The following is a 15,168-nucleotide window of genomic DNA, read 5'->3' as shown; positions in this document are numbered from 1 at the left end:
GGAAAACGAGCTGCGGCTCCGCTCCGTTCCCGATTTCGAGCTCAAGTCGTCCTACACCATCCGTGTGCAGACCCGCGACCAGGGCAACCGCACCTTTGCCAAGGTGTTCACGATCACGGTGACCAACGTCAATGAAGCTCCCACCAGCAGCACAGACTTCTTCACCGCTACCACGGCGGTGGATGCCCTTCAGGGTCTAGGCGGCAACGATGGATTCTTTGTTGGTATTGGCGCCCTCAACAGCGGCGATAGCTTTGATGGTGGTGCCGATGTTGATCAACTGTCCCTCTCTGGTGGATCGTCAACTCAGCTCTTGACGATCGACCTCAGCCAAGCCAATCAGTTTGTCAGCCTGACCAATGGCCCTGCATTTGGCACCGCTCCGATTTTTACGGGGTTTGAGGATGTGAATCTCTCGGGTTTTGCAGGAGCCGGTGTCCTGGCTGGGAACAGTGAGGCTAATCGCTTCACAGCCTCTGCCCGCAAGGACATCCTCACCGGAAACGCTGGGGCTGATACGTTCGCACTTAACTCTCTTGGTCACTCATTGCTGACTGCCTTTGATGTGATCACAGACTATTCCAGCGCGGATCTGATCGATGCTCCTGGAGCGATTGCGGCAACACTCACCAATTCCAGCGGCAATGCCACAAGCCTGAGCAATTCTGCCATCGCTGCGGTGCTTACCTCCGCTGCTTTCCCCGCCGATTCTGCCAGAGCCTTTACCGTGACCGGCCAAAGCGGCACCTTCATTGCCTTGAACAACGCCACTGCTGGCTTCAGTAGCACGACCGATGCAATTCTGCATCTTTCTGGCTACACGATAGGAGCCCTCAATCCTGTAACCATCTTGTAGCCTTTCGCCTGTGTCCTGCCTGCCTGTTAGAGCTTGGCGTGTCAAATCAGCTGCCTGAGCCCTTCTGGTTAGGCGCCTGTATTGTCATACGATATCGGCGATGCGAATGCCAGAGTGATCGGCAGCGTCAGAAGAACGGCGAGGCTGATCAGGGTAGGCACCGGCGTCACCACGGGAGCGGCATGGTTTCAGGACGCCGCGTATAGCCCCTTCAGTCCTTCCTCGCTGGCCGGCGCCACCCCCCGCTCGGTGATCAGGGCCGTCACCAGCCGGGCGGGGGTGACATCGAAGGCGGGGTTGAAGCCGTCGCTGCCGTCGGGCACCAGCTGCACGCTGGTGGGCTCCCCGGCCGCGGGCTTGCCGGCGATGCGGGTCACCTCCAGGGGGGAGCGGGCCTCGATCGGGATCTCCTTCACCCCGTCGCCGATCGACCAATCAATGGTGGAGGCGGGCAGGGCCACGTAGAAGGGCACGCCGTTGTCGTGGGCGGCCAGGGCCTTGAGGTAGGTGCCGATCTTGTTGCAGACATCGCCCGTGCGGGTGGTGCGGTCGGTGCCGACGATCACCGCATCCACCTGGCCGTGCTGCATCAGGTGCCCGCCGGCGTTGTCGACGATCACGGTGTGGGGCACCCCTTCGCGGCCCAACTCGAAGGCCGTCAGGCTGGCCCCCTGGTTGCGGGGGCGGGTCTCGTCGACCCACACGTGGATCGGCAGGCCGGAGCGGTGCGCCTTGTAGATCGGCGCCAGGGCCGTGCCCCAGTCCACCGTCGCCAGCCAGCCGGCATTGCAGTGGGTGAGCACGTTCAGGGGCTGGCCGCGGCGCTCCTCGGGGCGCCGGGCGGCGATCTCCTGAAAGAGGCGCAGGCCGTGGTCGCCGATCGCCTCGCACATGGCCACGTCCTCCTCGGCGATGGCGGCCGCCTCGGCCTTCGCCGCCTCGGCGCGCTGCTCCGCTGCCAGGGGCAGCACGGCGGCCCGCACCCGCTCCAGGGCCCAGCGCAGGTTGATGGCGGTGGGCCGGGTGGCATCGAGGCGCTCGAAGGCCGCGGCCAGGGAGGCGTCGGAGGGGTCAGCCTGCAGGGCCAGCATCAGGCCGTAGGCCCCGGTGACGCCGATCAGGGGAGCCCCCCGCACCACCATGGTGACGATCGCCTCGGCCGCCTCCTCGACGCTGGTGAGCGCGCGGGTCACGAACCGATGCGGCAGCAGGGTCTGGTCGATCACGCCGACCGAGCGGCCGCCCTCCTCCAGCCAGATGGTGCGCCAGGGCCTGCCGTCGATGTTCATGGTCGTGGAAGAAGCAGAACGATGGTTCCGATCATCCCTGCGGGCAGGGAAGGGCCGAGCCACAGCGATAGATTTTCACGACATCGTCGGCCGTACCAGGTGACGTCACGGTCCGCCCTTGTTGGGCTCAGCCTTCTGGTCGGGCTGCTGGGCGCCTGCGGTTCCGCTCCACCCGCGAAAGTCGTGGCGCCTGCTCCGGCGGAATCGCCGCTGCTGGCTCCGATGAACAAGGCCAGGCAGACCGTGGATCAGGTCAATGCCGCCCAGGATCAGCGCGACAAGGCGATCGAGAACGCCCACCAATGAGGCCGGAGGGGCGCGGCCAGGGGACCAGGCTGATGCAGGACCCTGGCCTCACGCAGCAGCATGGCCATCCGCTGCAGCAGCTTCGAGCCGATCACGCCGTTGGCCCCCGCCAGGGGGCGAAAGTCCCAGGAGGTGAGGGCGTAGCAATCGAGGCGGGTGGCGGCGGAGCCGCCGAAGCCTTGCTGGATGATCGTTTCACCGGCCCCGAAATCCCGCGCCTTGAACAGCAGGGCGATGTGCTGGAGCTCCTCAGGGCTCAGATCGGCAAACAGCGGCACACGCGGCAGCACTTCGACGGGGGCGCCTCGCATCAGGGTCCGGTCTTCGTGATCGCCCGGCCCTGAAGCAGACCCAGAGCGCCACCGGCAAACGCCCACTCCAGATCACGGCCGGGGCCGTTGACCTCTTCGCAGCGCAGGGCGAGGCGGCTCAGGGCCAGCGGCTGGGCGTCATCGAGGCAGAGCCCCGCACCACCAGCAGGCTTCAGGCGCCGCCGGCCCGCATCAGCCGCTGCAGCTGGCCGCTCTCCAGCTCCAGCACCCGGCGGGCGAAGTCCGGATCGCGCTCCAGCACCGCATCGAAGGAATCCACCGGCACGGCCAGCAGGCGGGTGCCGTCGGCCTCGGCCACGATCGTGCTCTCGGAGGCGCTGTGGGTGAGCACCTGGAGCTCGTCGAGCACCCGGCCGGGCTGGAGATCCTTCACCCAGGTGCGCTCGCCATCCCGGTGATGGACCCGGGCGATGCCCTCGATCAGCAGCAGCAGCTCCCGGCAGGTGTCGCCCGCCTCGGTGATCAGCTCGCCCTTGGCGAAGGCTCGCACATCGGCCTGGGAGGCCAGGGCATCGAGGGTGTCGGCGTCGCTGCGGCGGAAGAAATCGCTGGTGGCCAGGAACACCCGCTTCTCCAGCTCCGGGAAGCCCCGCAGCTCCGGGTGGCCGTCGAGGGCCTCGACCGCCCGGGCGGTCTGGAGCAGCAGGGGCTGGGCCCCTGGCACACCCAGTTGCGCCGCCATGGAGCGGGCCCGGCCAGCATCGAGGCAGGCCGTCAGGAACAGGGCGGCGGAGGCGAGGGTGGGGCTGGCATCGGCGGCCAGGCTGGCCAGGAAACCGAGGGTCTCGTCGACGGGAACCTCCAGGGAACAGGAGGGGGCCTCCCCACCGGGATGGGCGAGGGTGCCTGCAACCCCCGCCGGCAGGCGGCGCTCCCAGCCCTCCCGGTGCAGCAGCTCCGGCAGCTCCAGGGGGGCGATGGCCTGGAGGCGCTGCACCAGGGACGGCACCGCCGGATCCTCCTGGAGGGTGGCCAGGCCATCGAGGATCGCCCGCAGGGTCAGTTCCTTGCGCAGCTGCAGCCGATCGTCGAGCAGGGCCAGCACGGCGGACTGGTGGCGCAGGGCGCTCTGGTGCAGGGCCCGGTAGCCGTCGGTGAGGGCCGGCAGCCGCTCCAGCAGCCGCTCCACCTTGTGGATCGCCGCCGCGGCGGGGGTGAGGTCGTCGAGCACCCGCTCCTCCTCGCGGGAGGAGATGCCGTACTCACGCCGCAGGGCCTGCAGGGAAGCGCCATCGGGGCCGCCCGCCACCGGGCAGCTGCCGAGGCGCTGCACCAGCATCAGCCGCTCCAGCGACTTGCGGTAGCCGCTGAGGCGGATCTGGTCCTCCAGGCTGCGGCGGCTGTCGGGATCCAGCAGGCCGGGATCCTCCACGCCGAGCTCATCGAGCAGCTGGCGGTGCTCGCCGTCGCTGATGCCGAGGGAGAGGCGCATCTGCTTGAGCACCTCCAGGCTGCTGGCGGCGTTGACGAAGCCCTCCTCGAGGGCTTCCCGCACCACGCCCTTGTAGGCCTCGAGCCGCTTCTGGCCGGTGAAGCCGGGCAGCACCTTGGCCAGCACGTACACCTCCTCGGTGCCCAGGTCGGCGAGGGAGCGGCCGTCGAGGTAGCGGCCCACATCGAGATCGAGGCGGGTGAGCTGCTTGCGGAAGCGCTCGGCCAGGTTCTCGCGGCCGTAGAGATCGGGGGAGCGGCTCCAGGCCCGGTAGAGCCAGAGGGTGCTGACGGCCACCAGGGTCACGTCGAACAGGTACTGGAGCCAGGCCGGCGCCAGCAGCAGCAGCGGCCGGCCGGCGAACAGGAAGAAGAAGTTGAACACCAGGAAGGTGGCCACCACGAACACCCGGTGGCGGATCCGCTCGCGGTCGGGCTCGGCGCCACGGCGCCGCACCCGGCTCCGCAGGGCCGATTCGATCGCCCGGCCGGCGAGGGTGCCGAGCCAGGTGCACAGCCCCAGGAACAGGGGCACCGCCACCAGCTTGGGCACATCGATCGGCTGGCCGAACAGGAAGAAGCCCGGCCGCAGCAGCTGGGCCAGCTGGTCCTCCTGGCGCAGCCAGACACCGGAGAAGTAGTACTCCCAGTTGCCGGCGTAGACGTAGTAGTAGACGAAGTAGCCGAACACCAGGCCCACGTAGCCGTAGCGCTCGAAGGCGAAGGCGGGGGAGGGGAGCTTGGCCCAGTAGAGGCGCTCGGCGTCGATGTCGATGCAGGGCTGCTGGCAGGCCACGCAGGCGCTCTGCTCACTGCCGTCGGGCTGGACGGTGCGGCACATCGACTGGGTGATCGGCGTGCTGGCCATGTGGGCGCGGCTGCCCAGCAGGCCGGTGGGGGTGGAGAAGACGCTCTGCACCGGTGCCATCGGGCAGAAGTACTGGCACCAGCTCTTGCCGCCGTAGAGCCAGCCCACGGCGATGGCACAGACGATGGTGAAGCTGAGCCAGGCGAACAGCACCAGGCGGTCGGCATTGAAGAAGAGGATGCGGCCGCAGAGGCCCAGGAACAGCCAGCCGAACTGCAACCGGGAGTAGTGCTTGCCAAGCCAGGAATCGCCCGGCACCTTGGCCAGCTGCAGGCGCTTCTCGCCCGTCTTGGGGTTCACCTTGGCGATCTGGCGCTGCAGCCCAAGGGCGCGGGGGATCTGGGAGAGGAAGGAGAGCGGGCAGATCCGCCGCCAGACCTCATGGCCGAAGACCAGCAGGATGAAGATGCCCGACGGCACCACCAGGCCCCAGAACAGGGTGGTGCCCAGGGGATAGGGGGTCTCGCTCAGGCAGAGGCCCTGCACCGTCACGCAGGACTCCGGCAGCCGCAGGGGGCTCCAGGGGTGGTCGGGTTCGGTGAAGCGGGGAGTGAACGGGTCGTAGAGCAGGGACAGGATGATCAGCAGCCAGCCGGTGGTGAGCGCCCAGCGCACCAGATGCATCCGCCGTTCCGTCACTGAGTACCCGCGCCAACACGCCTAAGTGGCGCTGACCATAGCGATGGCCTCAGGACGCTGTAGCCCCCCTTATCGGGGACTCCTGCGCGGCGGCGAGGCCAGCACCAGGACCAGGGCACTGACCAGCAGCACCAGGGTGGAGAGCACCTGGATCTGGGGGGAGATCTCCCGCTGGAAGGCGCCGGCCAGATAGAGCGGCAGGGTCAGCGTCTCGCCGGCGGTGAAGCTGCTGACCACGTAATCATCGAAAGACAGGGAAAAGGAGAGCAACATCGCCGCCAGCAGCCCCGGCGCCAGCAGCGGCAGGGTGACCCGGCGGAAGGCCTCCAGCGGCGGCGCCCCCAGATCCTGGGCCGCCAGCTCCAGGGTGGGGTCGAACCCCGCCAGGCGGGCCTTGAGGGTGAGGGCCGCATAGCTCAGGCAGAACAGGCTGTGGGAGAGCAACAGGGTGAGGGGCCCCCGCGGCAGATCCAGGCCCACGAACAGGGTGAGCAGCGCCGTGGCCAGCACGATCTCGGGGTTGGTGAGCGGCAGGGCCAGCAGCAGTTCGATCCAGCGCCCGCCGCGCACCCTGGCGCGGCTGAGGGCCAGGGCCATCAGCCCGCCCAGCAGCACCGCCAGCAACGCCGCCGCCACCGCCAGGCCGAGGCTGGTGAGGAAGGCTGCGGTGAGCGCACCGTCCTGGAACGGGTGGCGCCAGTTCTCCAGGGTGAAGCCCTGCCACACCAGGTTGAACCGCCCCCGGGGGGCGTTGAAGCTGAACAGCACCGTCACCACCACAGGCGCATAGAGCAGCCCGTAGGCCAGAGCGCTCCACAGCCCCAGCAACAGCGCACCGGCCCTGTTCATGGCAGCGGCAACTCCTCCAGCCCCCGACCCCGCAACTGCAGCCCCACCGCCACGGTGATCAGGGCCGTCAGCACCAGGGTCAGCGCCGCCGCCCGCGGCGCCTGCAACTGGACCAGAAGCAGATTGTCGATGGCGTTGGCGATCATCCGATCATTGGGGCCGCCAAGGAAGCGGGGGTTCACCACATCCCCGGCGGCGGGGATCAGGCTCAGCAGCAGGCCGGCACCGAGGCCCGGCAGCGAAAGGGGCCAGACCACCCGGATGAAGCGGCGCAGCGGACCGGCGTGCAGATCGGCGGCGGCCTCCAGCAACCGGGGATCGATCCGCTGCATCGCCACCACCAGGGGCAGCACCAGGAACGGCAGCAGGGTGTTGGTGAGCCCGATGATCACCGCCGTTGGGGTGTTGAGCAGCCGGCCATCGCGCAGCACCCCCAGCCCGTTGAGACCATCGGTGAGCCCCAGGCTCTCCACCAGGCCCAGCACCGGGCCGTTGTCCCCCAGCAGACTGGTCCAGGCGATCGCCCGCACCAGGAAGGAGCTGAGCGAGGGCAGCACCACCAGGCCGATCAGCAGGGGCTGCCAGCGGCCGCCGCGGAAACGGATCGCGAAGGCGAGCGGGTAGGCCAGCACCAGGCCCACCGCCGTGGCGATCGCCGCGAAGCTGAAGGAGCGCAGCAGGATCGGGCCATAGGCCTGCAGCACCTCGCTGTAGTTGGCCACCCGGCCTGTGAACACCGTGTCGAGGCCAAAGCGGCTGAGGGGCTCCGACAGCGACAGCGGCACCAGACCCAGCAGGGGCAGGACGTACAGCCCCAGGAGCCACAACAGGCCGGGCGTCAGCAGCAGCCAGGGCCACCGGGGCCGGCGGGCCTCAGCCCTCAGTGATCTGGGCAAAGCGCTCCTCCCAGCGGGCCTCCTCCTGGACGCTGAGCGGCCCGAAGACATACAGCTTCTTCTGCATGGCCGCATCCGGGAACATCAGCGTGTTGTTCGCCAACGGCGCCGTGGCGGGATCCTTGGCCAGCACCTCGCGCACCCCTTCCACCGGGGAGATGTACTGCACCGCGGCGGCGATGCGTGCGGCCTCCACCGGCTCGTAGACCCAGTTCAACCAGCGCGCCACCTCCCTGGGGTGGCGGGCTCCCTTGGGCATCAGCATCACGTCGGCCCAGAGCACGCCGCCGCTGTCGGGCACCAGGAAGCGCAGGTCGGGCTGCTCCATGGCCAGCTGCGCCACATCCCCCGACCAGCCGATGCAGGCGGCCAGGTTTCCGGCCAGCAGATCGTTCTGGTAGTCGTTGCCGGTGAAGCGCCGGATCTGGCCGCTCTTGCGGGCCTGCTCCAACCGGTCGAAGGAGGGCTGGGCCGCCGCCCAGGTGGGGCGGGTGATGTCCTGGCCGTCGGCGAGCATCAGCAGGCCCATGGTGTCGCGCATCTCCAGCAGCGCCGACACGCGGCCCTTGAGCGCCGGATCGAACAGATCGTCGATGCCGCGCAGCTCTTTGCCTGTGGCCTTGATGTTGTAAGCAATGCCGGCGATGCCCGACTGCCAGGGCAGGCTGTAGCGCTGCTCCGGATCCCAGGAGGGCTTGCGCAGGGAGGGCACGAGGTTGCGGGCGTTGGGCACCTCCGCCAGCGGCAGCGGCTCCATCCAGCCCAGCCGGATCAGCCGCTCGGCCATCCAGCCGGTGAGCACGATCAGATCCTGGGCGAGGGGCTGCCCGGCGGCCAGCTGGGGCTGGATGCGTGCGAAGAACTGGCGCACATCGTTGACGTCCTCGACGTAGCGCACCTTGATGCCGGTGTCCTTCTGGAAGCGCGCCACGCTGCCGGGGGCGCCGGGGGCGTCGACATCGATGTAGAGGGGGAAGTTGGAGATCACCAGCTCACCGCCTGCGCCGCCAGCGCTTTCGGCGCTGCCGCCCGGACCCCGACCACAGGCCTGCAGCAGCGCCGGTCCCAGGGCGGCCGCACCGGCCCCCAGGGCCAGCTGCCTGAGGAACGTCCGGCGGCTGCGGGGATGGGGACGGTTCTGGGTCATGGCGATGGGGTCTCCAGCAGGTGACTGTCGGCCGGATCCCAGCGACACCAGAGCTCCTGGCCGACACGGAGATGATCCGGCAGGCCGGCGGTGGTGTCGATGGCGATCAGGGACAGATCGTTGTCGCTGCACAGCCGCACTTCCACGGTGGCCCCCTGGAACGCCAGCTCGCGCACCCGCGCCCGCAGCCCCCGCTCCCCCGCTTCCGGCGGTGTGGCACTCAGACGCAGGCGCTCCGGCCGCAGCAGCCGCATGCCCCCACCGTTCCCCTCCGGCAGCAGGTTGGCGGCCCCCAGGAAGGTGGCCACCACGGCACTGCGGGGGCGGTCGTAGAGCTGCCGGGGGGACCCCACCTGCTCCAGCCGGCCCTGGTGCAGCACCGCCAGGCGGTCGCTGAGGCTGAGGGCCTCTTCGCGGTCGTGGGTCACCAGCAGGAAGGTGATGCCCACCTCCCGCTGGATGCGCTTGAGCTCGCTGCGCATGGTGCGGCGCAGGTCGGGGTCGAGGGCTGCCAGGGGCTCGTCGAGCAGCAGGGCGGCCGGTGCGTTGACCAGCGCCCGCGCCAGGGCCACCCGCTGCTGCTGGCCGCCGGAGAGCTGGTGGGGCCGCCGCCGTGCCAGCTCCGAAAGCCGCACCACCTCCAGGGTCTGCCCCACCCGCTGGCGGATCTCCGCCTCGGCGAGCCGCTGGGAGCGGGGCCCGAAGGCCACGTTGTCCCAGACGCTGAGATGGGGGAAGAGGGCGTAGTTCTGGAACACCAGATTCACCGGCCGTCGGTGGGGTGGCGCGTCGGTGAGGTCGTGGCCCTGCAGCAGGACGCTGCCCGACTGGGGGCGCTCGAAGCCGGCGATCAGACGCAGGGTGGTGGTCTTGCCGCAACCCGATGGCCCCAGCAGGGAGAAGAACTCACCGGCCGCAATCGAAAGGCTCAACGCCTCCACGCCAGCCATCCCGTCGAATCGGCGGCTCACCTGGCGCAGGCCGATCACCTCTGCCGCGCCAGGGGGGTCGGCCACGACACAGCCGTTCAGCGTTGCAGGCTCCGTCAGCACGCGCGGCAGCAGGTCGAGCCATTGTTCAGCAATGGCTTGCCCTCGAAATGTCCACCAATGACGGATCGGGCGGTTGATCTGCCGCTTGGTGTCTCGAAGGGCCACGGACTGCCATCCTCACGGTGGAGGCTGAGGCCCAGACCACCGGATGGACTTCTTCGATCGCCAGTGGTCCACCTACCGGGCGGTGGTGGACCACGACCTGATGCAGCACCGGGCCCTGACGGCGGCCCTGGGCCAGGCGCTGGAGACCTGGGTGGCGGCACGGCCAGCCGGCTCAGCGCCGCCCCGGATGGTGGATCTCGGCTGCGGCGACCTGGCCGTGATGGCCCCCCTGCTGCGCCACCTGCCGCTGGGCTCCTACCTGGGCGTGGACCTCTCCGCCCCGGTACTGCCCCGGGCGACGGCCGCCCTGGGCCCGGTGCCCTACCCCTGCCGGTGGCGGAAGCAGGATCTGCTGGCCTGGGCCGAAGCGGAGCCGGGGCCCGAACCGGTCGACCTGCTCCATTCCGCCTTCGCCATTCACCATCTCAGCGACGACGACAAGGCCCGCTTCCTGCGGCTCAGTCGCCGCCATCTGGCACCACAGGGCCTCTTCCTCTGGGTCGACGTGTTCCGCCCGCCCGGGGAAGACCGCCAGTCGTATGTGGCGCGCTACGTGGGCCGGATCCGCAGCGGCTGGGGGGGTGCTGGCGCCCGAGCAGCAGCAGCCGGTGATCGACCACCTCAGCCGGTTCGACGTCCCGCCGGATAGGGACGCCATCCGGGACACCGCCGAAGCCTGCGGCTGGCACTGGCAGGTGATCTGACAAAGAAAAAAATCACCTCTGCCCGCTTCAGCAAGGACAAGGGCGGGCCTGCGCTTGGTTTGCGACAGATCGGAATAAGGGAATGGAATGATGACTACATCACCTACTGAAGGTGCGCCCATGCTTCCTCTTCATCTGGATTGAGCCAATCATCTGTAAGCGAAGGTTCGCTCAATGCGATTCCGCTTAACGCAGAATCCTTGTCGCTTCGTGGCACTGCGACCAAGACCTTGAGGCCCTTTTGGAAATGTACTGATGGATTGAGCCGTATTCGTCCGTCAGGCTCAACAACAGCGTCATAGAGGTATTCCATTTCTTTCCTTAGATCTCCATCGAATATGATGCCACCTTAGCCAAGAAACCATCGAGTTGGTCTCCTGGCTTGTGAAAGGGAGCCCGGACGCCTCTGCACCGAAAGGACTGACCCCTCAGCCTCCGACGCATCCTTTTAACGCCCATCATCACCCGCCCGAATCATCTTTTGACAAAGCGGTTTCTCCGCGCCGGGTCGGGTGAATGATGATGTTAGCCCCTATGCCCCCCCCTAACACAGTAGGTCTTCACCATTGGGAACTGCTTGTGAAGTATCTGACTGGTGTCAATTGAGACAAGGAATTAGCAACGTCTTGGATTGGAACGCGGCGGGTGGAGTCGGTGAACGTAACCCCACTATTTCGACTGCCTGGGGCATGAGCTGGATTGCTTTCCCCAGGAGCTCAGTATGTGCTGCCGGTAGTCACTTCGCGGTGAAGGGTAGCGAGGAGTGATGCAGCACGATGCGGACTTCTCCGTCCGGCTCCCTCAAGAATGCCCACGTTTTGTCCACGGTAGTCAGCTTGCCGCTGCTGTCGATGAGATCAACATTGCCCATGGTGATGGCCAGATCGCCATGCAACTGAATCACCTGATTGCGGATAGCGCACTTCTGCCAGGGCTTGATGGCAAAGCCCTTGTCGTTGGGATAACTTGGATTACCGCCAACGAAATAGGCCAGCGCGCCAGCCTTTGTGCCCCTGAAGGTTTGCGGATGCTGAGTGAGCGTCGGTTTGAAGGCCACGGCTCCGTACTGATAGCCATAGGCCTGATCAAGGATCCTGCTTGCCGTTATCTCGGCCGCCGCAAAACCCCCTGTGGCATAAGCCTTGCTGATCGCCAGCAGGCCGTTGCACCAGCCTTGCTGGGCATTCAACACCTGCTGTTCGGTAATGTTGCTGTTCATGCGCATCGGTAAGCTATCGGCCATTGCAGCACCTGTTGTTGTCCCCAGGAGGGGCAATACCAGAGCGCTACAGGTGGTGGCCAGACGATGGTTCATGGTGATGTGCCGAGTTAAGGGCTGTGGGACTCTAGTCGGCTCAGTCGCATCTGAGGTTGGTGTGGCATGTCGCTGATCTTTTCCGGGAGTCGCAGTAATGAATCCCTCGTCACATATCCCGGTTAGGTGTGTCCATTGGTGCCTCCGTCGTACGAGCAGGATCGTGTCACTGACGTGGCTCTGATTGCAGAATTCAATACTGCGCTTTTGTGGCAACGAAAGACTTGCGCAATTGAAGGGCTAGATTGATCTTCGGTGGTTTCCGTGAACCACGGTCAGGAAGTCCCTCCCTTCCGAGAACCAAGGCAGCCGCCAAGATGCCACGAGTCAAAAAGCCTGTCGTCTAAACAGATGTTAGCCCCAGCTCAACAGACCTGGCCATGATTGACGGGTCCGAGAACTACTTGTGTATTTAGCTACTAAAAGTCAGCCAGGCTATCTACCCCCAGCGGCCCTCCGTCGAGTCCATCGGTGTCGCTCCTGGTGGTACTAATGTCACGGTGGTCCAACAGCTACTGGATGGTCAAGATGTCCAGTCCTCTTTCAATCAGGTGTGTAGCAAAGGAATGACGGAAGCTATGGCAGTTCCCCACCTTGGTCACGCTGGCTCGAAGACAGACCGTTTCTCAGCGTTGTACACCACGCTTGGATCGAAATGGTGGCGGCCTTAGAAGTCGGATTCCCTGTGAAGCAAGTTGTTCTGCTGGGAGAAAACTCATTGCCAATCCATTCGCGTTCAGCATTCGGATACTTGCGAGCCAATGCGTACGGCACCGCGATTCGCCTCGATCTTGACATGGACAGCTTCACCTACCGCAAGTAGGGCAGCCTGTAAACCGGCAGAACGGGGCGACTAGCTGGTGGAGATGGATGGGCACGTCCAACGGTCTCCATTGGAACCTTGACGCGCACCTACCGACCCGTCGGACCCACCACCTACGTCAAACACCCCATCGTCTGGGCGGAACCAGCGGAATGCGACCGGGAGATCCGCACCCGCGAGGGAAGAACCCGCTACCGTCATGGCGATGATCGAGTCTGGAACTATGAGGAGAACACGGATTAATCCGTGATCGCCCGCAAGAAATTGACTTGGCTCTATCTCCCCACGACAGAAGCGGAAACGTAGCTCTGCGCACGCTTCAGGCGCACCGCGGGATGTTAGACCTCAGCTGTCAAGAAGTTCATCAGGATCAATGGGCTCCCATTCGATGCGCTCGAACCGTGCCACCACGGCCTGTAGGGCAAAGAGGGCTCCCTCTTCTGAGTTATCGGAACGGCCCGTGAAACCCAGCACCACCTGATCAGAGGCGCGTTGCCAGTTGACAGGGCGGGATTTGTCTCCTCTCTCTCCCCCACCACCCACCACCCAGCTGTCACCGTTGAACAAGCGCAGTTTGTCGATGTTGCGCGGACCGAATTCGGCGTAAATGGCGGAAATGCCTTCGCCTTCCCCCAGGCTTCGCTCCCCTTGCCGTAGGCCGCGTTTGCCCCCATAAACAAACACCTTCTCCGCCGCCTCGCCCCTGCTCTGGTAACGAAGCGTGAGTTTGTCGATCCGCGAGCCAGCCTCCAGACCGATCCCACTCAATCGCACGCGGTTTTGCACGGCGGTGCTGGCGTCAAACGGAAAGTCAAAACGGTTGCCATTTGGCGCCTCGATATTGCCGATCAGCGTGGCAGGATCCTCACTCACAGAGGCGACGATATGGGGAGAGTTCAATTGCAGCGAGGCCAGGCTCGGCACGGACAAGGGGGAAGTTGGAGAGGCTTTGTACGCACTTACCAGATTGGCCAGGGTCGTCAGGTCGGCCTCGGCAATCTGTTGATTGCGATCAAGTTCCTCCTCGTCGGCGAGGCTGATACCGTAGACCTTCAGGCTCTCTTGGGTCTCCTGGATTTGGTTGATTAGCTCCTCCACCCGCTGCTGTTGCCGCAACAAGCCACCATTGCTAGTGAAGCGTTCACGGTTGGCAGCCACCTGCGCAAAGGCCCGGTGCATTTCCGGCACAGTTTCATAGCCCAGAGTTGCCATATTCAACAAGGCTGGCTGCTCGAAACCAGAGAGACCAAAAGATTGTGCATAGGCAACCATCTCTTCCGCCCGGAGTTTAGGCGTCTGGCTCACACCGCGTACACTGTACTTAAAGTCGTAGCTGGTCGCAGTACTGCGGCTCACGTTCTCCAAGGTATGGTGCAGATCCACACCCAGCTGGAAGCCACTGACAAGGCCGCCCAGTGCAAGCTCGTTATTCACCCGATCGGCCTGCTCGCGTGTTTCCGAGCGAAACGTGTACACACCATTGAATTCTCCCCCCAGGTTGATCGAAGCGATGTACGAGTCACCATAAAGAAGCACAAACTCATCGAGATCGGCGGCACTGCTCGGGAGCGTCCGATCCGGCCGCAAGTGGGGCTCACTCAGAGAGGCCGCGCTGGTGACGCGCCAGGCGTGCACTACAACCGACAGGCTGTAGACGGTTGTCTTCAGGCTGGTGAAGAAGTCCCTCTTGATCCGCAGCAACGGCAGGAATCCCAGACCCGTAAGGGAACCTCCCGCCTGGAATTGCATGGCCTGCGCCAGTTCGCTGGCGGTGCGACAAACGCTGCAGAGAGTCATCCCTCCGGCGGCACCGGGGATTTCCAGGCCCGACACGGCAACGTTAGGACCGGGTCGATCCCGGTCACCGAACCGATCAGTGACCCGATTGACACCGTGGCCAAGAAAGCCGCTGGTAGCGGTTGGAGTTTGCATCGTGAAAAAGAGTGCCGCTCGTATCGGATGATACAAGCCGAAGCACCGGAACGGCTTGTCTGACCCTAGGCGAAGAGGATGCTCCGACCACAATCGCAGAGATTGGGGAAATGAAGATTTACTGCAGCCGATTCTTCACATTTTTTCTATCCATACAATATCCAGTATGGACCAACTTCTTGTAAGCGTTCAGGGGGCGTGACAGCATGCGGCGAACTCTGTCTCTGCTGAATCCTTGACAGCGGCCTGATTCTCGTTTGCATCTCAGGCAGAGACTGTTTGCGATGGGCGCCCCACCAACAGGGATTTCAGAAGCGGACTGGTCCGCCACACCGGTCGGCGTTCGGGCTGGATTTCTTGAGCTGCTCCAGCATGGCCAGGAGCAGCAGGAGGAGATCGAGCAGCTCCGCGCTCAGCTCACCGCCCTGGCCACCGAACTGGCCAGCCTGCGGGAGCGGATCGGCCGCAGCTCCCGTAACTCCTCCAAACCGCCCTCCAGCGATGGCCCGGGGTTTAAGCCGCCAGAGCGGCGTAAAGGCAGTGGCCGCAAGCGTGGCGGCCAGCCGGGTCATCCAGGATCCGGGCCGGAGCTGCTGCCGATCGAGCGGGTTGACGAGGTCGTCG

14 protein-coding genes are annotated in these 15,168 nt (G+C 65.5%); 4 read left to right on the top strand and 10 right to left on the bottom strand.

Annotated elements, in window-relative coordinates; translation table 11 throughout:
* A partial coding sequence (locus KBZ12_RS17800; protein ID WP_254959403.1) for a cadherin repeat domain-containing protein occupies positions 1 to 856 on the top strand: 856 nt, incomplete at its 5' end.
* A gap of 188 nt (positions 857 to 1,044) precedes the next feature.
* Here the strand turns inward: KBZ12_RS17800 and mtnA are convergent.
* Positions 1,045 to 2,145, bottom strand: a complete 1,101-nt coding sequence (gene mtnA / locus KBZ12_RS17795; RefSeq protein ID WP_254959402.1) for an S-methyl-5-thioribose-1-phosphate isomerase — start codon at positions 2,143 to 2,145, stop codon at positions 1,045 to 1,047.
* A 21-nt stretch (positions 2,146 to 2,166) separates the two neighbouring features.
* Between mtnA and KBZ12_RS17790 the strand changes: the two genes are divergently transcribed.
* A complete protein-coding gene (locus KBZ12_RS17790) occupies positions 2,167 to 2,451 on the top strand; it encodes a hypothetical protein (protein WP_254959401.1) in 285 nt (94 codons plus the stop codon).
* Here the strand turns inward: KBZ12_RS17790 and KBZ12_RS17785 are convergent.
* From KBZ12_RS17785 to KBZ12_RS17760, 6 genes are all read right to left on the bottom strand, one after another.
* Complete coding sequence (locus KBZ12_RS17785) at positions 2,415 to 2,762, bottom strand: hypothetical protein (protein ID WP_254959400.1); 348 nt, start codon at positions 2,760 to 2,762, stop codon at positions 2,415 to 2,417. The genes KBZ12_RS17790 and KBZ12_RS17785 overlap by 37 nt on opposite strands.
* A 172-nt stretch (positions 2,763 to 2,934) precedes the next feature.
* The gene (locus KBZ12_RS17780; RefSeq protein WP_254959399.1) at positions 2,935 to 5,706 is read right to left on the bottom strand and encodes a cyclic nucleotide-binding domain-containing protein; all 2,772 of its coding nucleotides are present in this window, start codon (positions 5,704 to 5,706) and stop codon (positions 2,935 to 2,937) included.
* Between the two features lie 84 nt (positions 5,707 to 5,790).
* Complete coding sequence (locus KBZ12_RS17775) at positions 5,791 to 6,570, bottom strand: ABC transporter permease (protein WP_254959398.1); 780 nt, start codon at positions 6,568 to 6,570, stop codon at positions 5,791 to 5,793.
* Positions 6,567 to 7,466: an ABC transporter permease gene (locus tag KBZ12_RS17770; RefSeq protein ID WP_254959397.1), complete on the bottom strand. Its 900-nt coding sequence runs from the start codon at positions 7,464 to 7,466 to the stop codon at positions 6,567 to 6,569. The genes KBZ12_RS17775 and KBZ12_RS17770 overlap by 4 nt, the downstream gene beginning before the upstream one ends.
* On the bottom strand, positions 7,444 to 8,613 hold the full coding sequence (locus KBZ12_RS17765; protein ID WP_254959396.1) for a PotD/PotF family extracellular solute-binding protein: 1,170 nt from the start codon (positions 8,611 to 8,613) through the stop codon (positions 7,444 to 7,446). The genes KBZ12_RS17770 and KBZ12_RS17765 overlap by 23 nt, the downstream gene beginning before the upstream one ends.
* Entirely contained in the window at positions 8,610 to 9,629 is a 1,020-nt protein-coding gene (locus KBZ12_RS17760; RefSeq protein WP_254959395.1) for an ABC transporter ATP-binding protein, read from the bottom strand. The genes KBZ12_RS17765 and KBZ12_RS17760 overlap by 4 nt, the downstream gene beginning before the upstream one ends.
* A 184-nt stretch (positions 9,630 to 9,813) precedes the next feature.
* Here KBZ12_RS17760 and KBZ12_RS17755 point away from each other — a divergent pair, with 184 nt between their 5' ends.
* Positions 9,814 to 10,419: a trans-aconitate 2-methyltransferase gene (locus KBZ12_RS17755; protein ID WP_254959394.1), complete on the top strand. Its 606-nt coding sequence runs from the start codon at positions 9,814 to 9,816 to the stop codon at positions 10,417 to 10,419.
* A 791-nt stretch (positions 10,420 to 11,210) separates the two neighbouring features.
* Here the strand turns inward: KBZ12_RS17755 and KBZ12_RS17750 are convergent.
* From KBZ12_RS17750 to KBZ12_RS17740, 3 genes are all read right to left on the bottom strand, one after another.
* Positions 11,211 to 11,789, bottom strand: coding sequence for a phosphoribosyl-AMP cyclohydrolase (locus KBZ12_RS17750; protein WP_254959393.1), 579 nt, complete (start codon positions 11,787 to 11,789; stop codon positions 11,211 to 11,213).
* 512 nt (positions 11,790 to 12,301) lie between these two features.
* On the bottom strand, positions 12,302 to 12,382 hold the full coding sequence (locus KBZ12_RS18775) for a tyrosine-type recombinase/integrase (RefSeq protein ID WP_254959404.1): 81 nt from the start codon (positions 12,380 to 12,382) through the stop codon (positions 12,302 to 12,304).
* A 575-nt stretch (positions 12,383 to 12,957) separates the two neighbouring features.
* Positions 12,958 to 14,445, bottom strand: a complete 1,488-nt coding sequence (locus KBZ12_RS17740; protein ID WP_254959392.1) for a hypothetical protein — start codon at positions 14,443 to 14,445, stop codon at positions 12,958 to 12,960.
* 383 nt (positions 14,446 to 14,828) lie between these two features.
* On the opposite strand from KBZ12_RS17740, the gene KBZ12_RS18770 reads away from it, so the two are divergent.
* Positions 14,829 to 15,168 (top strand): DUF6444 domain-containing protein (locus tag KBZ12_RS18770; protein WP_396101513.1); only part of this gene is annotated, 340 nt, incomplete at its 3' end.

The sequence above is a fragment of the Cyanobium sp. Cruz CV13-4-11 genome, from assembly GCF_024346055.1.
Classification (GTDB): domain Bacteria; phylum Cyanobacteriota; class Cyanobacteriia; order PCC-6307; family Cyanobiaceae; genus Cyanobium.
The sequence above is the reverse complement of the archived record's forward strand: the minus strand, read 5'-3'. Positions and strand labels throughout refer to the sequence as shown.

Excerpts from the sequence above, each read along its gene's own strand:
- KBZ12_RS17780 (WP_254959399.1), bottom strand. The coding sequence starts at position 5,706 with ATGCATCTGGTGCGCTGGGCGCTCACCACCGGCTGGCTGCTGATCATC.
- mtnA (WP_254959402.1), bottom strand. The coding sequence starts at position 2,145 with ATGAACATCGACGGCAGGCCCTGGCGCACCATCTGGCTGGAGGAGGGC.
- KBZ12_RS17750 (WP_254959393.1), bottom strand. The coding sequence starts at position 11,789 with ATGAACCATCGTCTGGCCACCACCTGTAGCGCTCTGGTATTGCCCCTC.
- KBZ12_RS17765 (WP_254959396.1), bottom strand. The coding sequence starts at position 8,613 with ATGACCCAGAACCGTCCCCATCCCCGCAGCCGCCGGACGTTCCTCAGG.
- KBZ12_RS17775 (WP_254959398.1), bottom strand. The coding sequence starts at position 6,570 with ATGAACAGGGCCGGTGCGCTGTTGCTGGGGCTGTGGAGCGCTCTGGCC.
- KBZ12_RS17755 (WP_254959394.1), top strand. The coding sequence starts at position 9,814 with ATGGACTTCTTCGATCGCCAGTGGTCCACCTACCGGGCGGTGGTGGAC.
- KBZ12_RS17785 (WP_254959400.1), bottom strand. The coding sequence starts at position 2,762 with ATGCGAGGCGCCCCCGTCGAAGTGCTGCCGCGTGTGCCGCTGTTTGCC.
- KBZ12_RS17790 (WP_254959401.1), top strand. The coding sequence starts at position 2,167 with ATGGTTCCGATCATCCCTGCGGGCAGGGAAGGGCCGAGCCACAGCGAT.